15 protein-coding genes and 1 pseudogene are annotated in these 20,236 nt (G+C 62.1%); 13 read left to right on the top strand and 3 right to left on the bottom strand.

Annotated features, from left to right (window positions below; all coding sequences use genetic code 11):
* The first annotated feature begins 17 nt into the window (after nt 1-17).
* The 11 genes and pseudogenes from M5G20_RS09260 (at nt 18) to madM (ending at nt 13,956) form a co-directional block, all read left to right on the top strand.
* Nucleotides 18-6,003 (top strand): annotated as a pseudogene (locus M5G20_RS09260) (Hpt domain-containing protein).
* Complete coding sequence (locus tag M5G20_RS09255; protein ID WP_150734171.1) at nt 5,996-6,463, top strand: chemotaxis protein CheW; 468 nt, start codon at nt 5,996-5,998, stop codon at nt 6,461-6,463. The pseudogene M5G20_RS09260 and the gene M5G20_RS09255 overlap by 8 nt, the downstream one beginning before the upstream one ends.
* Nucleotides 6,464-6,713: 250 nt before the next feature.
* The gene (gene mdcA, locus M5G20_RS09250) at nt 6,714-8,384 is read left to right on the top strand and encodes a malonate decarboxylase subunit alpha (RefSeq protein WP_273918905.1); all 1,671 of its coding nucleotides are present in this window, start codon (nt 6,714-6,716) and stop codon (nt 8,382-8,384) included.
* On the top strand, nt 8,384-9,262 hold the full coding sequence (locus M5G20_RS09245) for a triphosphoribosyl-dephospho-CoA synthase (protein ID WP_273918904.1): 879 nt from the start codon (nt 8,384-8,386) through the stop codon (nt 9,260-9,262). Before mdcA ends, M5G20_RS09245 begins: the two co-directional genes overlap by 1 nt.
* The gene (locus M5G20_RS09240; RefSeq protein WP_150734174.1) at nt 9,262-9,561 is read left to right on the top strand and encodes a malonate decarboxylase subunit delta; all 300 of its coding nucleotides are present in this window, start codon (nt 9,262-9,264) and stop codon (nt 9,559-9,561) included. Before M5G20_RS09245 ends, M5G20_RS09240 begins: the two co-directional genes overlap by 1 nt.
* The gene (locus M5G20_RS09235) at nt 9,554-10,405 is read left to right on the top strand and encodes a biotin-independent malonate decarboxylase subunit beta (protein WP_273918903.1); all 852 of its coding nucleotides are present in this window, start codon (nt 9,554-9,556) and stop codon (nt 10,403-10,405) included. The genes M5G20_RS09240 and M5G20_RS09235 overlap by 8 nt, the downstream gene beginning before the upstream one ends.
* On the top strand, nt 10,402-11,205 hold the full coding sequence (gene mdcE / locus M5G20_RS09230) for a biotin-independent malonate decarboxylase subunit gamma (protein ID WP_273918902.1): 804 nt from the start codon (nt 10,402-10,404) through the stop codon (nt 11,203-11,205). The genes M5G20_RS09235 and mdcE overlap by 4 nt, the downstream gene beginning before the upstream one ends.
* Nucleotides 11,199-11,819 (top strand): malonate decarboxylase holo-ACP synthase, encoded by a 621-nt coding sequence (locus tag M5G20_RS09225; protein WP_273918901.1) that lies wholly within the window; start codon nt 11,199-11,201, stop codon nt 11,817-11,819. The genes mdcE and M5G20_RS09225 overlap by 7 nt, the downstream gene beginning before the upstream one ends.
* Nucleotides 11,816-12,727 (top strand): malonate decarboxylase subunit epsilon, encoded by a 912-nt coding sequence (gene mdcH / locus M5G20_RS09220; RefSeq protein ID WP_273918900.1) that lies wholly within the window; start codon nt 11,816-11,818, stop codon nt 12,725-12,727. Before M5G20_RS09225 ends, mdcH begins: the two co-directional genes overlap by 4 nt.
* A 66-nt stretch (nt 12,728-12,793) precedes the next feature.
* Complete coding sequence (gene madL / locus M5G20_RS09215; RefSeq protein ID WP_273918899.1) at nt 12,794-13,186, top strand: malonate transporter subunit MadL; 393 nt, start codon at nt 12,794-12,796, stop codon at nt 13,184-13,186.
* Between the two features lie 5 nt (nt 13,187-13,191).
* Nucleotides 13,192-13,956: a malonate transporter subunit MadM gene (madM, locus tag M5G20_RS09210; RefSeq protein ID WP_273918898.1), complete on the top strand. Its 765-nt coding sequence runs from the start codon at nt 13,192-13,194 to the stop codon at nt 13,954-13,956.
* Nucleotides 13,957-14,067: 111 nt separating this feature from the next.
* Here the strand turns inward: madM and M5G20_RS09205 are convergent, their stop codons facing one another.
* Nucleotides 14,068-14,982 carry a LysR family transcriptional regulator gene (locus tag M5G20_RS09205; protein ID WP_273918897.1) on the bottom strand — a complete coding sequence of 305 codons (915 nt, stop codon included), beginning with the start codon at nt 14,980-14,982 and terminating at the stop codon, nt 14,068-14,070.
* A 131-nt stretch (nt 14,983-15,113) separates the two neighbouring features.
* Between M5G20_RS09205 and trhA the strand changes: the two genes are divergently transcribed.
* A complete protein-coding gene (trhA, locus tag M5G20_RS09200; protein WP_273918896.1) occupies nt 15,114-15,731 on the top strand; it encodes a PAQR family membrane homeostasis protein TrhA in 618 nt (205 codons plus the stop codon).
* A 111-nt stretch (nt 15,732-15,842) separates the two neighbouring features.
* Here trhA and M5G20_RS09195 read toward each other — a convergent pair whose 3' ends face one another.
* Together M5G20_RS09195 and M5G20_RS09190 are read right to left on the bottom strand one after the other, a co-directional pair.
* Entirely contained in the window at nt 15,843-16,562 is a 720-nt protein-coding gene (locus M5G20_RS09195; protein WP_150734182.1) for a 16S rRNA (uracil(1498)-N(3))-methyltransferase, read from the bottom strand.
* A 175-nt stretch (nt 16,563-16,737) separates the two neighbouring features.
* Nucleotides 16,738-18,144: an adenosylmethionine--8-amino-7-oxononanoate transaminase gene (locus tag M5G20_RS09190; RefSeq protein WP_273918895.1), complete on the bottom strand. Its 1,407-nt coding sequence runs from the start codon at nt 18,142-18,144 to the stop codon at nt 16,738-16,740.
* Nucleotides 18,145-18,363: 219 nt separating this feature from the next.
* On the opposite strand from M5G20_RS09190, the gene M5G20_RS09185 reads away from it, so the two are divergent.
* Entirely contained in the window at nt 18,364-20,124 is a 1,761-nt protein-coding gene (locus tag M5G20_RS09185; protein ID WP_273918894.1) for a flavin monoamine oxidase family protein, read from the top strand.
* The last annotated feature ends 112 nt before the right edge of the window (nt 20,125-20,236 follow it).

Below are 20,236 nucleotides of genomic sequence, written 5' to 3'. Positions count from 1 at the left end.
TGGGGACTGGAGTGGTTATGGGTGATCGGCACGACTATGTGGCCCTCGAGTGGGTCAAAGGCGAAATTGCCGAAACGCTGAAGCAGGCTCATCACGCGATCGAAACCCGGCTTGATGACCCGCAGGCGACACACGCCCTGAGCGAATGCCTGGCGTGCATCCATCAGGTGCATGGCAGTCTGCAGATGGTCGAATTCTACGGCGCGGCCCTGCTCGCCGAAGAAATGGAACAACTGGTCATGGCGTTGCAAGAAGGCCGCGTCAGTCACCTCGACGAAGCGCTGCACCTGATGCTGCAGGCACTGGGGCAACTGCCGATTTACCTGGACCGCGTGCAAGGCGCCCGCCGCGATTTGCCTTTGGTGGTGCTGCCGTTGATCAACGATTTGCGCAGTGCCCGGGGCGAGAGTCGGTTGTCGGAAACCAGTCTGTTCAGTCCGCAGTTGCCGGACCTGCCGCCTCTGTCTGAAGAAACCCTGGCGCTGCTGGAACCGGCTGAATTGCCAAGCGTGCTGCGCAAGTTGCGGCAAATGTTGCAGATGGCGCTGGTCGGCCTGTTGCGCGAGCAGGATGACGACACTCATCTCGGTTATCTGGCCAAAGTCTTCAGCCGTCTCGAAAGCTTGTGCGCTAACGCGCCGCTGAGCCCGCTGTGGCAGGTCACTTCGGCATTGGTCGAAGGCATGCGCGGTGGCGCCATCGCCAACAGTCCGGCGTTGCGCAGCCTGTTCAAGGATGCTGACAAAGAACTCAAGCGCCTGCTCGAACAGGGCATGCACGGCGTCAATCAGCCACCGCCAGCCGAGTTGCTCAAGAGTTTGCTGTTCTACATTGCCAAGGCCGAACACCCCACCGGGCAGATGCTGACCATGAAAGATCGCTACGGACTGGACGACGCGCTGCCCGACAGCGCGATGGTCGATGAAGAACGTGCACGGCTGGCCGGTCCCGACCGCGATGCGATGCGTTCGGTATTGGCCGCGTTGTGCGAAGAACTGGTGCGGGTCAAGGAGCGCCTCGACCTGTTCGTGCGCAGCGACCGGCAACACGCCTCCGATCTGGAAAGCCTGTTGGCACCCTTGCGACAAATCGCCGATACCCTGGCGGTGCTGGGGTTTGGTCAGCCGCGCAAAGTCATCATTGATCAACTGGCGGTGGTGCTGAGCCTCGCCCAGGGCCAGCGCGAACCCGACGATGCGATCCTCATGGATGTCGCCGGGGCCTTGCTCTATGTGGAAGCCACGCTGGCCGGCATGGTCGGCACGGTGGAGCCCGAAAGCCAGGAAGACAGCCGCCTGCCGACCACCGACCTGACGCAGATCCACCAGATCGTGATCAAGGAAGCCCGCATCTGCCTGCAAGAGGCCAAGGACATGATCGTCGACTACATCGACGCCGACTGGGACCGTCAGCATTTGCAGCCTCTGCCGGCGCTGCTGACCCAGGTGCGTGGCGCGTTGGCGATGATCCCGTTGAGCCGGGCGGCGAGCCTGATCGAAACCTGCAACCATTTCATCCGCGAACACCTGCTGCTTGATCCGGGGCAGCCGGGCTGGCAGGAGCTCGACAGCCTGGCCGACGTCATCACCAGCCTCGAATATTATCTGGAACGCCTGAGCGATGATCCGCAAGCGCTTGGCGAACAGCTGCTCGACATCGCGGAAAAAAGCCTGGCATCGCTCGGCTTCTTCCCTAATGAAGGGGCCGGTGAACAGCAGGTGCCGGTGCTTGACGATGTGCTGAGTCCCGGCGAAGCGCAGGTCATGCAGCAACGCCAGGAGCAGGATGCGCCGGCCATCGTCCAGACTCTCGCCGATGTGCTGGCCAGTCCGGTGTCGGCCCTTAACCCGCCCGCGCTCAGTACGCCCGGCAGCCTGTTGCCGCCGCCGTCTGGTGAAGAGCCGGTGGACGATGAGTTGCGGGAAGTCTTCCTCGAAGAAACCGATGAAGTCCTGGAAGTGCTTCGCGAATACTTGCCGCGCTGGTCGATCAACTCCGACAACCGTTCGGCCCTGAGTGAGTTGCGCCGGGCATTTCATACCCTCAAGGGCAGTGGTCGCATGGTTCGCGCATTGGTCTTGGGCGAGCTGGCCTGGGCGGTGGAAAACCTGCTCAACCGAGTGCTCGAACAGAGTGTTGAGCCAGGTGCCACGGTGCAGCAATTGCTCGGTGATGTGCTCAACCTGTTGCCGGAACTGGTGGCCGAATACGCCGCCAATGCGCAGCGTCAGCGCAACGATGTCGACCAGTTGGCCGCGCGTGCCCATGCCCTGGCCAAGGGGGAGGAGCCGGCCAGTGACGAAGACACCCAGGACGTCTCGGCCCTCGATCCGCTGTTGCTGGAGATCTTTCGCAAAGAAGCCGAAAGCCATTTGAGCAGTCTCAATCGCTATCTCGATCAGGCAGCCGAGCATCTGCCGCTGCCGGCCAGTGACGAGTTGCAGCGAGCCTTGCATACCCTCAAGGGCAGCGCGTCGATGGCGGGGGTGTTGCCGATTGCCGAACTGGCCGCGCCGCTGGATCAACTGGCGCGCGAGTACAAGGCGCATCAGGTGGCGCTGGATCTGGATGAAGTCGACCTGTTGCTGGAAGCCGAAGGCTTGTTCCGACTGGGTTTGCGCCAACTGAGGTCTGATCCGCTGGCGGAAATTCCACACGCCAAAGCATTGATCGAGCGGGCTCAGGCGATGCTGGCCGAGCGTCTGCAAAACCTCTCGAATGCGCCGAGCACCGGGCAGCGGGTCAAGCGTGATCCGCAGCTGATCAACAACTTCCTGGCCCAGGGCATGGACATCCTCCTGGATGCTGAAAGCCTGTTGCAGCGCTGGCAGCAGCATCCCGGCGAACGCCAGGAACTCAGTGCGCTGCTGGACGAGTTGACCACCCTCGGCGAAGGCGCGCACCTGGCCGACCTGCATCCGGTCGACGAACTCTGCGAGGCGTTGCTCGACCTTTATGGCGCCGTGGAAGAAAGCAGTCTGGCAGTCAGCGAAGCGTTCTTTCACGAGGCACAAAGTGCCCACGAAGCGTTGATCAACATGCTCGATGAACTGGCTGCCGGCCAGGAAGTCAGCCCGCAACCGGAGCGGGTGCGCGCCTTGCACGCCTTGCTCGACCAGAGCCTCGATCCATCGGCCATGGGCCTGATTCGCAGTGACGGCAGCCGCACCCTGAGCATCCGCGACTTGTCCGATGCCACCGCCGAACTGGCTCAGAGCACTTTGGCAGACCTGGCACCGACCACTGTGGGAGCTGGTCATCGTTAACGCGCATCGCTGGCAAGCCAGCTCCCCCAGTGGCACGCTGGACGACGAAATTGTCTCCATCTTCCTCGAAGAAGCGGTGGACATCCTCGACAGCGCGAACCAGGCCTTGCAGCGATGGTTGAACGACCCACAAAACGCCGCACCGCTGTCGTCCCTGCAACGTGACCTGCATACCCTCAAGGGCGGCGCACGGATGGCCGAGGTCGAACCGGTCGGTGATCTGGCCCATGAGCTGGAAAGCCTTTACGAAGGGTTGGTGGATCGCCGCTACAGCTACAGCGATGTGCTGGTGCAATTGCTGCAAAACAGTCATGACCGTTTGGCGCAACTGCTTGAGCAATTGCAGAACCATCAAGCACTGGGCGACCCGGGGGAGTTGATCGAGGCGATTCGCGCGTTCCGCCAAGGTCACATGGCTCACGCCGAAGTGATCGAACCTGCGGCCGGCAACGATTTCGCCCATCACGACAGCGAACTGCTGGACATCTTCCTCGAGGAAGGTTTCGACATCATCGAAAGCTCCAGCGCGGCACTGGTGCGCTGGCAGGCTGAGCCTTCGAGTCGTCAGGAAGTGGAAACCCTGTTGCGCGACCTGCACACCCTCAAGGGCGGTGCGCGCATGGTCGAAATCGCGCCGATCGGCGACCTGGCCCATGAGTTGGAGTTTCTCTACGAAGGCTTGTCGAGCGGCGAGCTGAAGCCCACCGGCGCGCTGTTTGAGTTGCTGCAGCGCAGCCACGACCGGCTGGCGCAGATGCTGGATGCCGCCCGTGCCGGTGAGCCGCTGCCGCCGGCCGACCGGCTGCTGGACGCGATCAAGAACTTCAGCCACCCGGCCGTGCCTGCCCCCTCCGCACCAGTCGCACTGCCGGCAGCAAAAACCGAAACGCCAGTGCTGCAACCGGACGCCGGCGCGGACATGGTCAAGGTCTCGGCGGAACTGCTCGACGACCTGGTCAACCTGGCCGGCGAAACCTCGATCTTTCGAGGCCGGATCGAACAGCAAGTCAGCGATGCCCAGGTGGCGCTGAACGAGATGGAAACCACCATCGAGCGGATGCGTGATCAGTTGCGCCGCCTCGACACCGAAACCCAGGGCCGGATCCTCAGCCGTCAGCAGGTCGACGCCGAACGCCTGGGTTATGAAGAATTCGACCCGCTGGAGATGGACCGTCACTCGCAATTGCAGCAACTGTCGCGGGCACTGTTCGAGTCCGCCTCTGACTTGCTGGATCTCAAGGAAACCCTCGACCGGCGCAATCAGGATGCGCAAAACCTGCTGCAACAGCAGGGCCGCATCAACACCGAGTTGCAGGAAGGCCTGATGCGCACGCGCATGGTCCCGTTCGAACGGATGCTGCCGCGCTTGAAGCGCATCGTTCGTCAGGTGGCCGGCGAACTGGGCAAGGACGTCGAGTTCATCGTCGGCAACGCCGAAGGCGAGATGGATCGCAACGTGCTTGAACGCATGGCCGCACCGCTGGAACACATGCTGCGCAATGCCGTGGACCATGGCCTTGAATCCGCCGAAGTGCGGGTCGCCGCGGGGAAACCGGCGCAAGGGCGAATCACCCTGGACTTGTTGCGCGAGGGCGGCGACATCATTTTCGATATTCGCGACGACGGTGCCGGCGTGCCGCTGGACGCCGTGCGGCGCAAGGCGATCAAGCGCGGCCTGCTCGATCAGGACAGCGAAATCAGCGACCGCGACGTCCTGCAATTCATCCTGCAGCCGGGGTTTTCCACGGCCGAGAAAATCACCCAGATTTCCGGGCGCGGTGTCGGCATGGACGTGGTGCACGAAGAAGTGCGGCAACTGGGCGGCACCATGAGTATCGATTCGGTGCCGGGACAAGGTGTGCATTTCCGCATTCGCCTGCCGTTCACGGTTTCGGTCAACCGGGCGTTGATGGTGCACTGTTTTGAAGATCAGTACGCGATCCCGCTGAACACCATCGACGGCATCGTCCGCGTGTTGCCCAACGAACTCGAAGGGCATTTCCGCCTCGATCCGCCCACCTACGAATACGCCGGTCAACGCTACGAGCTGTGCTATCTGGGCGAGCTGCTGAAAACCAGTCCCCGCCCCAAACTCTTGGGCCAGAGCCTGCCGTTGCCGGTGTTGCTGGTTCAATGCAACGATCGGCACATCGCGGTGCAGGTCGACGCCATGGCCGGCACCCGCGAGATCGTGGTGAAGAGCCTTGGGCCGCAATTCGCCGCCGTGCAGGGGGTGTCCGGGGCGACGATTCTCGGGGATGGCCGGGTGGTGTTGATTCTGGATCTGTTGGCGCCGATCCGCGCCATGCAGGCCCGCGTGCCACAACGTCCGGAAAGTCATGAAGTCGAGACCGAACCGCAGCGGCCATTGCTGGTGATGGTGGTCGACGACTCCGTCACGGTGCGCAAGGTCACCAGCCGTTTGCTCGAACGTCACGGCATGAACGTGCTGACCGCCAAGGACGGCGTCGACGCCATGCTGCTGCTGGAAGAGCACATGCCGGACCTGATGCTGCTGGACATCGAAATGCCGCGCATGGACGGCTTCGAAGTGGCGACCCAGGTGCGCAACGATGAGCGCTTGCAGCACTTGCCAATCATCATGATCACCTCGCGCACCGGCCAGAAACACCGCGACCGGGCGATGGCCATCGGTGTCAACGACTACCTCGGCAAGCCGTACCAGGAATCGGTATTGCTTGAAAGCATTGCCCTGTGGAGCAAAACCCATGCTTGAGCGGCTGATCAGCCAGCGCACCAGCCACCTCACCGGCCTGTTGTTGCCTCTGGCCGACCGTAACCTGATCTTGCCCAACGTCGCGGTCGCCGAGCTGATCGACTACCAGCCTGCGGCGTTCGATCTGGACACGCCGCCGTGGTATCTGGGCCGGGTGACGTGGCGCAACCGGCAGATTCCACTGCTCAGTTTCGAGTCGGCCTGCGGGCAGAAAATCGTCATTGGCGAGCGGGCGCGGATCGTCATTCTCAATGCGCTGGGAGGGCGGCCGGCGCTTAAGTTCATTGCGATGCTGGTGCAGGGAATTCCACGCTCGTACAAGCTCGACAGTCAATTGAGCTATGTGGATGTGCCGTTGTGCGGGTTGGAGAAAGCCGCGGTGCAGGTGGCGGATCAAGTCGCCAAGGTCCCGGACTTGTTGGCGCTGGAGGAGTTGCTTGTGAATGCCGGGTTGTCCTGACTGGCCCCTGTGGCGAGGGAGCTTGCTCCCGCTGGGGCGCGGAGCGGCCCTAAATCCAGGCGACCGGGTTGCTTCAGAGACACCTCATGGGCAGATTGACGACTGCTTCGCAGCCGAGCGGGAGCAAGCTCCCTCGCCACATAGGGGTTGTTCGTTACGGTGACCGTAACTATCCACCACTCTGCTTGATTGATGCCCCACACCCAACACTCCTAAGGTAGCTCCACGACAGCGAACCCGTGGAGTGGTCATGACTACAACAATATCCCCCGACGCGCGATGGACGCGGCGGCGCAGCGAAAAGCAGCGGCGTCTCGAGCTGGTGCGAGGTCTTGCCGACGGTGTGGTGCTGCCCACCGACAACATCGTCGCGGCACTCGAGGCGTTGATCCTGCCGGGCGATCGCGTGGTGCTGGAAGGCAATAACCAGAAGCAGGCGGATTTTCTTTCCCGCTCCCTGGCCAAGGCCGACCCCGCCAGGCTCCACGACCTGCACATGATCATGCCCAGTGTCGGTCGCTCCGAGCACCTGGACCTGTTTGAACGCGGCATCGCCCGCAAGCTCGATTTCTCTTTCGCCGGGACCCAGAGCCTGCGCATCAGCCAGCTGCTTGAAGACGGCCTGCTGGAAATCGGCGCGATCCACACCTACATCGAACTCTATGCACGGCTGGTGGTGGACCTGATTCCCAACGTCGTGCTCTCGGCCGGTTTCATGGCCGACCGCGCCGGCAACATCTATACCGGCCCCAGTACCGAAGACACCCCGGCACTGATTGAACCGGCGGCCTTCAGCGACGGCATCGTGATTGTTCAGGTCAACCAGTTGGTGGACGACGTCAGCGATCTGCCACGGGTCGACATTCCGGCCTCGTGGGTCGATTTCGTGGTGGTGGCGGACAAGCCGTTCTATATCGAACCGTTGTTCACCCGCGACCCACGGCACATCAAGCCTGTGCACGTGCTGATGGCGATGATGGCGATCCGCGGCATCTACGAAAAACACAACGTGCAGTCGCTCAATCACGGCATCGGTTTCAACACTGCCGCCATCGAGTTGATCCTGCCGACCTACGGCGAATCCCTTGGATTGAAAGGCAAGATCTGCCGCAACTGGACGCTCAATCCGCACCCGACATTGATCCCGGCGATTGAAAGCGGCTGGGTCGAAAGCGTGCATTGCTTCGGCACCGAACTGGGGATGGAAAACTACATCGCCGCCCGGCCCGACGTGTTCTTTACCGGACGCGACGGCTCCCTGCGTTCCAACCGGATGTTCAGTCAGTTGGCTGGGCAGTACGCGGTCGACCTGTTCATCGGCGCCACGCTGCAAGTCGATGGCGATGGCCATTCCTCCACCGTGACCCGCGGGCGGCTGGCCGGTTTCGGCGGGGCGCCGAACATGGGCCACGACCCGCGCGGTCGTCGTCACGGCACGCCAGCCTGGCTGGATATGCGCCACGCCGACGCCGCCGAACCAATGCTCGAACGCGGCAAGAAACTGGTGGTGCAAATGGTCGAGACCTTCCAGGAGGGCGGCAAACCGACCTTCGTCGAAACCCTCGACGCCGTTGAAGTGGCGAAGAAAAGCGGCATGCCGCTGGCGCCGATCATGATCTACGGCGACGACGTTACCCACCTGCTGACCGAAGAAGGCATCGCCTATTTGTACAAGGCGCGCTCGCTTGAAGAGCGCCAGGCAATGATTGCTGCAGTCGCGGGCGTGACCGCCATCGGCCTGCGTCACAACCCCAAAGACACCGCCCGCATGCGCCGCGAAGGCCTGATCGCCTTGCCCGAAGACCTCGGCATCCGCCGCACCGATGCCACCCGTGAGCTGCTTGCCGCGAAAAGCGTGGCCGATCTGGTCGAGTGGTCCGGTGGCCTCTACAACCCGCCCGCCAAGTTCAGGAGCTGGTAATGCACGCACTCAACCTGCAACCGAAAACCCTGAGCCTGGCCGACCGGCTGGCGGACCTGGCAGTGGACGCGCTGATCGACGAAGCGGACCTGTCGCCGAAACCGGCGTTGGTCGACCGTCGCGGCAATGGTGCCCACACCGATTTGCACCTCGGGCTGATGCACGCCTCGGCGCTGGCCTTGTGGCCGGCGTTCAAGGAAATGGCTGAAGCGGCCATCGAGCTTGGCGAAATCGGTTTGCCGCTGCGCGAAGCCGTGGGCCGTATCGGTCGCGACGGCGAACAAGCGATGCTCGCCACCACCCATGGCGTGAATACCCATCGCGGGGCGATCTGGGCGTTGGGCCTGTTGGTCGCTGCCGCCGCCCTGGAGCCGGACTCCACCGCCGCCAATGCCATTGCGTTGCGCGCGGCGAGGCTGGCCTTGCTCGACGATCGCTACGCACCGCGACCACTCAGCCACGGCGCGCAAGTTGCCCAACGCTACGGGGCGCGGGGTGCCCGTGAAGAAGCGCAACTGGCTTTCCCGGCGGTGATCCAGCGCGCGCTGCCGCAGCTCAAACGCAGCCGCGCCGACGGGCATGGCGAACAGAACGCACGGCTCGATGCCTTGCTCGCGATCATGACGAATCTGGCCGACACCTGCGTGCTGTATCGCGCCGGAGAAGAAGGCCTGCGCACCATGCAACTCGGCGCCCAAGCGGTGCTCGATGCCGGTGGCAGCGCCAGCCTCGCCGGACGTCGTCGCCTGCACGAGCTGGACCAGCAACTCATCGCATTGAACGCCTCGCCCGGCGGTGCTGCCGACCTGCTCGCAGCCTGCCTGTTTATCGACCGTATCGAGTCGGGCGGCGACAGCCTCATTCAGGGAGCGCTTTGATGGAAACTTTATCTTTTGAATTCCCCGCCGGACAGCCGCCACGCGGCCGCACGCTGGTGGGGTGTGTCGGCTCCGGCGATCTCGAAGTGCTGATCGAACCAGGGCAAGCCGGCAAGCTGACCATCACCGTGCAGACTTCGGTCAACGGCAGTGAGCAACGCTGGCAGCACCTGTTTGCACGGATGTTCGACGGCCAGACGCCAGCGGCGATGGACATCGATATCCACGATTTCGGTGCCACCCCCGGCGTGGTACGCCTTCGTCTGGAGCAAGGCTTCGAGGAGATCGGCCATGACTGACAGCGCAGCGTTGCTGACCAAACACAGCTTCGTCGAACTCGGTGCCCGGCAGCGGGCAAAAGCCTTGCTCGATGCCGGCACCTTTCGCGAATTGCTCGACCCGTTTCAGCGGGTCATGTCTCCGTGGTTGTCCCGCCAGGGCGTGGTGCCGCAAGCCGATGACGGTGTGGTGATCGCCAAGGGCAGCGTCGCTGGCCTGCCAGTGGTGATTGCCGCCATCGAAGGCGCTTTCCAGGGCGGCAGCCTCGGTGAAGTCGGCGGGGCAAAAATTGCCGGTGCGCTGGAACTGGCCGCCGAAGACAACCGCAAAGGCCTCCCGACCCGCGCCGTGCTGTTGCTGGAAACCGGTGGTGTGCGTTTGCAGGAAGCCAACCTGGGCCTGGCGGCGATTGCCGATATCCACGCGGCGATTGTCGACTTGCAGCAGTACCAACCTGTGGTCGCAGTGGTGGCAGGCAGCGTCGGTTGCTTCGGCGGCATGTCGATTGCCGCCGGGTTGTGCAGCTACTTGCTGGTGACCCAGGAAGCACGGCTTGGCCTCAACGGTCCGCAGGTGATCGAACAGGAAGCCGGGCTTGAGGAATACGACTCCCGGGATCGTCCGTTCATCTGGAGCCTGACCGGTGGCGAACAGCGTTTTGCCAGTGGCTTGGTGGATCGTTATGTCGCTGATGACGTCGCGCAGATCCAGCAGCAGGTCGGTGAGTTGCTCAAACAAGGCTTGCCGGCACAGCTGCGCAGCCGACAGGCCGACCTGTTCCTGCAACGCTTGGCGTGTCTGAATGCTGAACCGCAAATCGAACCCTCCGTGGTTCGCGACCTGTATCAAGGAGAGCGCTCATGAGTGCGTATTCCCTCAGAGGCTTGAACTGGTTCAACGCCTTGAGCGCCGATGCCAGACCGGTCGCCGGTTTGCCGGCCTCGCTGAAAGTCGCCGATGGTTTATTGGTCGGGCAACCGGTGCGGTTTATCGCCGTGGTGGCCGACCCGGAAAACCGTTTTGTCCGCGCTCGCCATGGTGAGGTCGGTCTGCTCGAAGGCTGGGGTCTGGCCAAGGCGGTGGATGAGGTCATCGCCGCTGACCAGGACAAACCGCAGAAACGCGCCCTGATCGCTATCGTCGATGTGCCGAGTCAGGCCTATGGTCGGCGCGAAGAAGCCCTCGGCATCCATCAAGCCCTGGCCGGTGCGGCGGACAGTTATGCCCGTGCACGTCTGGCGGGTCATGCGGTAATCGGTCTGCTGGTGGGCAAGGCGATGTCCGGGGCATTTCTCGCTCACGGTTATCAAGCCAACCGCTTGATCGCCCTGCGTGATCCGGGGGTGATGGTGCATGCCATGGGCAAGGCCTCGGCGGCGCGGGTGACCTTGCGCAGTGTCGAAGAGCTGGAAAGCCTGGCCGCCAGCGTGCCGCCGATGGCCTATGACATCGACAGCTACGCCAGCCTTGGCTTGCTGTGGGAAACCTTGTCGGTGGAGCAGATCGAACAGCCGACTTCGGCGGATCTGGCGCGGGTGACTGACTGCCTGACGCAAGCGATTGGCGATGTGGCGCACAAGGGCGCCGATCTCAGCGGTCGTCTCGGTGCGACGAACCGTGCGGCATCAAGCAAGGTCCGCCAATTACTGAGAGAGCAGTGGTGAACACATTTCAGGCCCACGACCTGCTCTGGGGCATGACCCCGGCGCAGGTGCCCGCGGACGCGCCTGCGTGGGTGGTCGAGTCGCTCACTGCCGGCCAACCGGTGGTGGTGCGGCGGGCGGTGTCGACGGCGGGTCGGATCGCGGTTGGCGTGCGTGGCCGTTTGCGTGAGCAGCGTTTTGCGACGTCGATGGCGATTGCCGCGATCACCCGTCGCGTCACGCCGGAAGAACTCTGCCACATCGACACTGAACGTCACTTGCCGGCCCTTGAAGCCTTGGTTCAATTGCGTCCTGCTCTGGATGCCTGTGGTTGGGCCTGGGGTGTCAGTGGCAGTGCCGGGTTCGAACTGGCCAGCGGTTTTGCAGCCCTTCATCAGGGCAGCGACCTGGACCTGATCCTGCGCACGCCGCAACCGCTGGCTCGGGATCAGGCGCGTGAGCTGCTGGCGTTGCTGGGTGCAGCGCCCTGCGTGGTCGACATGCAACTGCAGACGCCGTTGGGTGGTGTCGCCTTGCGCGAATGGGCTGGCACTTCGCATCGGGTCCTGTTGAAAAACACCCGCGAAGCCTGTCTGGTGTCGAACCCGTGGACTGCGCAGGAGCAAGCAGCGTGAGCAGCTTGCTGGTGTTCCCGGGGCAAGGCGCGCAGCAGCCGGGCATGCTTCAGCGTTTGCCTGCGCATACCTTGAGCGAGGCAAGCGACGTACTCGGTGAAGACGTGTTGCTGCTCGATTCTGTCGAGGCACTGCGGTCGACAAGGGCGGTGCAGCTTTGCCTGTTGATCGCTGGCGTGGCGGCTTCACGGCAGTTGGCGATGGCTCCGGATTACGTCGCCGGGCTTTCCATCGGCGCCTATCCGGCAGCGGTGGTGGCCGGTGCCCTGGAATTCAGCGATGCGCTGCAGCTGGTCAGCCTGCGCGGTGAACTGATGCAGCGGGCGTATCCACAGGGCTACGGCATGACCGCGATCATCGGTCTGGACCTGGCCACCGTGGAAGGGTTGCTGGCACAGGTTCACAGCGTCGACACACCGGTTTACCTGGCCAACATCAACGCCGATAACCAGTTGGTGATTGCCGGCAGTGACGGCGCGATGAGCACCGTGGCCGAGCTGGCAAGAACTTGCGGGGCAGGGCTGGCCAAGCGTCTGGCAGTGAGCGTGCCATCGCACTGTCCGCTGCTGGACACGCCTGCGAAAACCCTTGCCGAAGCCTTCGCCAGGGTGCCGCTGCAAACACCCGGGATCGGCTACCTGAGCGGCAGCCGTGCGCGGCCAGTGACCCGGGTCGATGCCCTGCGCGACGACCTCGCCTTCAACATGTGCCGTGTGGTGGATTGGCGCGGCACCGTGCAAAGCGCTTACGAGCGTGGCGTGCGTCTACAGATCGAACTGCCGCCCGGTGCGGTGCTGACCGGGCTGGCGCGCCGGGTGTTCGAGCAAGGCACCGTGATTGCCTTCGACGGTGCGCGCCTCGATACCCTGCAGGCGCTGATGCGTGAGGAGGGAAGCCGCCAATCCTAGACCACCCGACTTAAGGCTTCGAACAACAAAAACAACATTCGACGATGCACTTTGAGGACAACAACAATGATTATCTACGGTGTGGCATTTCTCGGCTTTTGTACCCTGGTGGGTATTTTCATTGGCGAGCTGCTCGGCAAACTGATTGGCGTACCGGCCAACGTCGGCGGCGTCGGGATTGCGATGCTGCTGCTGATTGGCCTGGGCAGCTATCTCAATAAAAACGGTTGGTTCAAAGGCAAGACCGAGCAGGGCGTGGAGTTCTGGAGTGCGGTCTATATTCCGATTGTCGTCGCCATGGCGGCCCAGCAAAACGTGTATGGCGCGCTCAAGGGTGGGCCGATGGCGATCCTGGCGGGGACGGCGGCAGTGGTCATCGCCTTTGCCTTGGTACCGGTACTGGTGCGTATCGGCAATAAACAGCCGGTGTCTGGCAATCCTGCGAAGACAGTAGGGTGATCGCCATGTACGAATCGATGATAAAGGTGATTACCGGTTACGGGCTGATCAGTGGCTTTCTGATTGTCGGCGTGACCATGTGGGTGTCCTACTGGATTTCCAATACGTTCACCAAAGGTCGCCTGCATGGCTCGGCCATTGCCATTCTTCTGGGGCTGCTTCTGTCCTATGTTGGCGGTGCGTTGACCGGAGGCCAGAAAGGCGTGGTGGACATTCCGTTGTTGTCCGGGATCGGTCTGCTGGGCGGGGCGATGCTGCGGGATTTTGCCATCGTGGCAACGGCATTTGGCGTCAGTGTCGATGAGCTCAAGCGTGCCGGGTTAGTCGGCGTGCTGGCATTGTTCGTCGGTGTCGGCACGTCATTCATCGCGGGTGTCGCGGTGGCGATGGCGTTCGGTTACACCGATGCGGTGAGCCTGACCACCATCGGTGCCGGTGCGGTGACCTACATTGTCGGCCCGGTGACCGGCGCGGCCATCGGTGCCAGTTCCGAAGTCATGGCGCTGTCGATTGCGGCGGGATTGATCAAGGCGATTCTGGTGATGGTGATGACACCGTTCGTGGCGCCGCTGATCGGTTTGAACAACCCGCGTAGCGCAGTGATCTTCGGGGGATTGATGGGTACTTCCAGTGGTGTGGCCGGCGGGTTGGCGGCGACTGATCCGAAACTGGTGCCTTATGGTTGCCTGACAGCGGCGTTTTACACGGCGCTGGGTTGTCTGCTCGGGCCTTCGCTGCTGTATTTGATTGTTCGCGGGATTTTTGGCTGATGAGCTAATGCTTTTGTGGCGAGGGGGCTTGCTCCCGCTCGGGGGCGAAGCGCCCGCAAAAATGGGTCTGCTGCGCAGCCCAGCGGGAGCAAGCCCCCTCGCCACAAGGTCTCAGACTTGCCGATTGGCATACATCCGACATTCCGCCAGCAACGCCAGCAGATTCGGGTCGCGCTCCTTGGCCTTCAGGAACACCACGCCAATGTGCTGCTGCAACCGATACTTTTCCTGCAACGGAATCAGCTTCACCCGGTTCTCGTACACCGCCGCAATCCTCCCCGGCAGCAGCGCATAACCCACGCCCGAGCTGACCATGCTCAACAGCGTGAAGATGTCGTTGACCTGCATGGCCACCTTCGGCTCGAACCCCGCCTGCTCGAATACCCGCTTGCCATCCTGGTGCGTGGCAAAGCCCTGGGTCAGGGTGATGAAGGTTTCATCGCGGACCTCGGCGAGGTCGACTTCAGTCCGTTGTGCGAACTTCGAATCGGCCGGTGTGGCGAGGAAAATGTCGTCGGAGAACAGCGGGATGTGTGCCAGGTCCGGGTCGATGATGCTGTCGTCCAGGGACACCAGGATCGCGTCGACTTCCATGTTTTTGAGCTTGTACAGCAGGTCGAAATTCGAGCCGAGAATCAGATCGATGTTCAGCTCGCTGCGACGGATTTTCAGGCCCATGATCAGTTGCGGCACGGTCTTCACCGTCAACGAATACAGCGAACCCAGTTTGAAGCGCTCGGCGGAAAAGCCGGCGGCTTCGCGGGTCAGGCGCACACTTTCGACGACGTCCTGAATCAGCTTTTGCGCCCGCTCCTCCAGCACATAAGCACTCTCCAGCGGCGTCAGGTTGCGGCCTTCGTGCTTGAACAGCGGGCAGCGCAGGGCGCTTTCCAGCGAGTGGATGGCACGGTGAACGCTGACGTTGCTGGTCTGCAACTCGACGGCGGCCCGGGCCAGGTTACCGGTGCGCATGAAGGCCAGGAACACCTCGAGTTTTTTCAGGGTCAACTCTTCATCGATCAGCATGGCGCGGACTCTTATTGGAATGACCCGATTGTGCCCAATTCAACCGGGCGCGTCGTTCGGAAACATTGCGCTTTTACGCTTGAAGCCTGAGCCTTGCGCATTGCGGTAAAGCATCTTGAGGTAAGCAAGACATGTATCACGGGGAAAGATTGAACGCCTGGACGCATTTGGTCGGGGCAGTAGCCGCGATGGTCGGGGTGGTATGGATGTTGGTGATCGCCAGCATGGACGGCAGCCCATGGAAAATCGTCAGCGTGGCGATCTACGGTTTTACCTTGATGTCGCTCTACAGCGCTTCGACCGTGTACCACAGCGTGCGCGGGCGCAAGAAAGCGATCATGCAGAAGGTCGATCACTTTTCAATTTACCTGTTGATTGCCGGCAGCTACACGCCGTTCTGTCTGGTGACCCTGCGTGGGCCTTGGGGCTGGACGTTGTTCGGGATCGTCTGGGGGCTGGCGCTGATCGGCATCCTGCAAGAGATCAAGCCACGTTCGGAGGCGCGGATTCTGTCGATCGTGATTTACGCGGTGATGGGCTGGATCGTGTTGGTGGCAGTCAAGCCATTGCTGGCGGCATTGGGCAGCGCCGGGTTTGCCTGGCTGGCGACGGGTGGTGTGTTGTACACCGTGGGGATTATCTTTTTTGCCCTCGATCATCGCCTGCGCCATGCCCATGGGATCTGGCATTTGTTTGTGATCGCGGGGAGTTTGCTGCACTTTGTGGCGATCTTCTTCTACGTTTTGTAAATCGAGTCGCGGCCAATCGCTGGCAAGCCAGCTCCCACAGGATTGTGGTTGGAACACGGATAATGTGTTCGACAAAAAACCTGTAGGAGCTGGGTTGCCAGCGATAGGGCCTTAGAAGTCCCCCCACAACTGTTGAGCAACCGCCAACGCCACCACCGGCGCGGTCTCGGTCCGCAGCACCCGCGGACCAAGCCGGGCGGCATGAAAACCGTTGGCCTTGGCCTGTTCGACTTCGGCATCCGACAATCCGCCTTCAGGGCCGATCAGGAAGGCCAATGTCGCAGGCTTGGCATGACTCACCAGCGGCTCAGCCACCGGATGCAAGACAAGCTTCAACTCAGCCTGCGTCTGCTTCAACCAATCCGCCAACAACAGCGGTGGATGAATCACCGGTACCCGAGAACGCCCGCACTGTTCGCACGCGCTGATCGCCACCTGACGCCAATGCAGCAGGCGCTTGTCGGCGCGCTCGTCCTTGAGCCGGACTTCGCAGCGATCGCTGAAAATCGGCGTGATTTCAGTGACACCCAGTTCAGTGGCTTTCTGAATCGCCCAATCCATGCGCTCGCCACGGGACAAGCCCTGGCCGAGGTGGATCTGCAACGGCGATTCGACCTGGCCGGCGAAGCTTTCATCGATCTGCACCACCACGCGCTTCTTGCCGACTTCGAGCAGCCTGGCGCGAAATTCCTGGCCCGAGCCGTCGAACAACTGCAACGCATCGCCCTCGGCCATGCGCAGCACGCGGCTGATGTAGTGGGCCTGGGCTTCGGGCAATTCGTGTTCGCCGGTGCTCAGGGGGGCGTCGATGAAGAAGCGGGACAATCTCATGTTGGTTCTCTGAAAGTATGTAAAGCGTCTGAAGGTCGTGCCGACCTTATCGCTGGAAGCCAGCTCCTGCAGGATTCGGTTTGCAGCAAAGGGTGTGTGCGACATCTAACTGGTAGGCGCCTGGCTTGCCAGCGAAGGCGGCAGTCCAGGCACCCACGAAATCAAGTGAAGTCGATCAGCCCGGATCACGGAAACCGGGGTGAAAGTCCTTCGGCACCGACACGCTAGTGCTGTCGCGAGTGGCGATGTCGATCCCTTCGCTCGCCACTTCGGCCAGGAAGTCGATCTGTTCAGGGGTAATGACGTACGGCGGAAGGAAATACACCACGCTGCCCAACGGCCGCAGCAAGGCACCACGCTCCAGCGCATGCTGGAACACCTTCAGGCCGCGACGTTCCTGCCACGGATAAGCTTCTTTGGTCGCCTTGTCCTTGACCATCTCGATTGCCAGCACCATGCCGGTCTGGCGCACTTCAGAGACGTTCGGGTGATCGACCAGATGCGCGGTGGAGGAGGCCATGCGCTGGGCCAGGGCCTTGTTGTTCTCGATGACGTTGTCTTCTTCGAAGATGTCCAGCGTCGCCAACGCCGCCGCGCACGCCAGCGGGTTGCCGGTGTAGCTGTGCGAGTGCAGGAACGCGCGCAGGGTCGGGTAGTCGTCGTAGAAGGCGCTGTAGACCTCGTCGGTGGTGATGCACGCCGCCAGCGGCAGGTAACCGCCGGTCAGGGCCTTGGACAGGCAGAGAAAATCCGGGCGGATGCCGGCCTGTTCGCAGGCGAACATGGTCCCGGTGCGACCGAAGCCGACGGCGATTTCGTCGTGAATCAGGTGCACGCCGTAGCGATCGCAGGCTTCGCGCAGCAGCTTGAGGTACACCGGGTGGTACATGCGCATGCCGCCGGCGCCCTGGATCAACGGCTCGACGATGACGGCAGCGACGCTGTCGTGGTTCTCTGCCAGGGTCTGTTCCATCGCCGCGAACATGTTGCGCGAGTGTTCTTCCCAGCTCATGCCGTCGGGACGCAGGTAGCAATCCGGGCTCGGCACCTTGATGGTGTCCAGCAACAGCGCTTTGTAGGTTTCGGTGAACAGCGGCACGTCGCCCACCGACATCGCCGCCATGGTTTCGCCGTGGTAGCTGTTGGTCAGGGTGACAAAACGTTTCTTGTTCGGCTGGCCGCGGTTGAGCCAGTAGTGAAAGCTCATTTTCAGCGCGACTTCGATGCAGGACGACCCGTTATCGGCGTAGAAGCATCGGGTCAGGCCTTCCGGCGTCATCTTTACCAGGCGTTCGGACAGCTCGATCACCGGTTGATGACTGAAACCGGCAAGGATCACGTGTTCCAGTTGATCGACCTGGTCCTTGATGCGCTGGTTGATCCGCGGATTGGTGTGGCCGAACACGTTGACCCACCAGGAACTGACCGCGTCGAGGTAGCGCTTGCCTTCGAAATCCTCCAGCCAGACGCCTTCACCGCGCTTGATCGGGATCAGCGGCAGTTGCTCGTGATCTTTCATCTGGGTGCAGGGATGCCACAACACCGCGAGATCGCGTTGCATCCACTGATTATTCAGGCCCATTTCTTCTCTCCTCGAGGCGGTCCGCGGCAGGCGCGAACAAACAATCGCGCAAGCCTATGCAATGCTCGCCACCGGGACAACCCATTGTGTCGATTGAGCTACTTTGTATAGGCCGATAGACGTTGCTGGCGGGCGTCTGAAGCCTGACGTATCCTTCGCGGTTCTTGAGTCGTCTGGCTCGCAAAACCGCTATTTTTGTGTATTTCCGGAGTTCGCTGAATGTCTGTCGGTTGGCTGCGCGCCTGTGCGCTGGTGATGTTGGGGCTGTTCAGCGTGTCTGCGCTGGCCAAGGATAAAACCGCGATCGTGATCGGCGGCGGGGTCTCGGGCCTCACGGCGGCGTATGAGCTGCAGAACAAAGGCTGGCAGGTCACGCTGCTGGAAGCCAAATCGAGCCTGGGCGGTCGTTCCGGCATGGCCACCAGCGAGTGGATCGGCAACGACAAGACTCAACCGGTGCTGAACAAATACCTATCGACCTTCAAACTGAGCACCACGCCGGCCCCTGAGTTCGTGCGGACTCCAGGCTACTTGATCGACGGCGTGTATTACACCGCTGCCGATCTGGCCACCAAGGATCCGACCACTGCCGAAGCGCTCAAACGCTACGAAAAGACCGTCGACGACCTCGCGCGCTCGATCGACGACCCACTGAACCCGTCGGCCAACAGCACCCTGCACGCCCTGGACCAGATCAACGTCTCCAACTGGCTGGATCGCCTGAGCCTGCCGGCCACTGCCCGTCAGTTGGTGAACCAGCAGATTCGTACCCGTTACGACGAACCTTCGCGCATCTCGCTGCTGTACTTCGCGCAGCAGAGCCGCGTATATCGTGGCGTGTCCGACCGTGACCTGCGTGCGTCGCGTCTGGTCGGTGGCAGTCCGGTGCTGGCCCAGGCCTTCGTCAAACAACTGAAAACCATCAAGACCAGCTCGCCTGTCTCGGCGATTGTCCAGGACAAGGACAGCGTCACCGTCAAAGTCGGCAGCGTCGGCTATCAGGCGGACTACGTGGTGCTGGCCGTGCCATTGCGCGCCCTGAACAAGATCCAGATGACTCCGGCGCTGGACGCCCAGCACCTGGCGGCTATCAAGGGCACCAACTACGGTTGGCGCGACCAGATCATGCTGAAGTTCAAAACGCCGGTATGGGAGCCCAAGGCTCGCATGTCCGGTGAAATCTACAGCAACACCGGTCTGGGCATGCTGTGGATCGAACCGGCCTTGAAGGGCGGCGCCAACGTGGTGATCAACCTGTCCGGCGACAACGCGCGGGTGATGCAGGCGTTCGGCGACAAGCAGATGGTTGACCAGGTGCTGATTCGCCTGCACGCGTTTTATCCACAGGCGCGTGGCTCGTTCACCGGTTATGAAATCCGTCGCTACAGCACCGACCCCTCGATGGGCGGCGCTTACCTGGCCTTTGGCCCGGGCCAGATCAGCAAGTTCTGGCGCCTGTGGGAACGCCCGATTCAACGCGTAGCCTTTGCTGGCGAACACACTGACGCCCTGTACCCGGGCACTCTGGAAGGTGCGTTGCGTACCGGTCAGCGCGCGGCCAGCCAGGTTGAAGATCTGGCGGCCGGCAAGTCGTTTGACCCGGTGAAGGCCGCTCCAGTGGCTGCCGCCGCTGCAGCCGGCGCGGTGGCGGCGAAGAAGGGTAACTTCTTCACCAACCTGTTCGGCGGCTCGGATGACGAGAAAAAGCCAGAACCGGTCAAGGCGCCAGAGCCTGTTGCTCCGCCAGCTCCGGCGCCTGCTCCAGCCCCGGTCGCTGCCCCGGCACCGGTTGCAGCGCCGAAGCCTGCAACCCCGGTGAAAGCCGAGCCTGCGAAGAAGGCCCCGGCTAAAACCCCAGCCAAACCGGCGGCCAAAGCCGAGGCCAAAAAAGCGCCGGCCAAGGCTCCGGCAAAGAAGGCCGAGCCGGCGAAGAAGCCATCGGCCAAACCGGCGGCGACTACTGAGACCAAGGCTCAGTAAAGCCCCGGTGTAAAAAAAAACGCGGCTCAGGGCCGCGTTTTTTTACGCCTGAAAAAATCGAGAGCGAAATCGAATAAACCTTTTGATACAGGTGTTCTCTATTTTGTATTCA

The organism is Pseudomonas sp. TNT2022 ID1044 (assembly GCF_028656895.1).
Taxonomy (GTDB): domain Bacteria; phylum Pseudomonadota; class Gammaproteobacteria; order Pseudomonadales; family Pseudomonadaceae; genus Aquipseudomonas; species Aquipseudomonas reinekei.
Note: the sequence above shows the minus strand (reverse complement) of the source record. Positions and strands in the feature narration are given on the sequence as shown.

Bases quoted from the DNA above. Each gene is read 5' to 3' on its own strand.
- M5G20_RS09190 (WP_273918895.1), bottom strand. From the start codon at position 18,144: ATGGGCCTGAATAATCAGTGGATGCAACGCGATCTCGCGGTGTTGTGG.
- trhA (WP_273918896.1), top strand. From the start codon at position 15,114: ATGTATCACGGGGAAAGATTGAACGCCTGGACGCATTTGGTCGGGGCA.
- M5G20_RS09240 (WP_150734174.1), top strand. From the start codon at position 9,262: ATGGAAACTTTATCTTTTGAATTCCCCGCCGGACAGCCGCCACGCGGC.
- mdcE (WP_273918902.1), top strand. From the start codon at position 10,402: ATGAGTGCGTATTCCCTCAGAGGCTTGAACTGGTTCAACGCCTTGAGC.
- M5G20_RS09195 (WP_150734182.1), bottom strand. From the start codon at position 16,562: ATGAGATTGTCCCGCTTCTTCATCGACGCCCCCCTGAGCACCGGCGAA.
- M5G20_RS09245 (WP_273918904.1), top strand. From the start codon at position 8,384: ATGCACGCACTCAACCTGCAACCGAAAACCCTGAGCCTGGCCGACCGG.
- mdcA (WP_273918905.1), top strand. From the start codon at position 6,714: ATGACTACAACAATATCCCCCGACGCGCGATGGACGCGGCGGCGCAGC.
- madL (WP_273918899.1), top strand. From the start codon at position 12,794: ATGATTATCTACGGTGTGGCATTTCTCGGCTTTTGTACCCTGGTGGGT.
- M5G20_RS09205 (WP_273918897.1), bottom strand. From the start codon at position 14,982: ATGCTGATCGATGAAGAGTTGACCCTGAAAAAACTCGAGGTGTTCCTG.
- madM (WP_273918898.1), top strand. From the start codon at position 13,192: ATGTACGAATCGATGATAAAGGTGATTACCGGTTACGGGCTGATCAGT.
- M5G20_RS09235 (WP_273918903.1), top strand. From the start codon at position 9,554: ATGACTGACAGCGCAGCGTTGCTGACCAAACACAGCTTCGTCGAACTC.
- M5G20_RS09255 (WP_150734171.1), top strand. From the start codon at position 5,996: ATGCTTGAGCGGCTGATCAGCCAGCGCACCAGCCACCTCACCGGCCTG.
- M5G20_RS09185 (WP_273918894.1), top strand. From the start codon at position 18,364: ATGTCTGTCGGTTGGCTGCGCGCCTGTGCGCTGGTGATGTTGGGGCTG.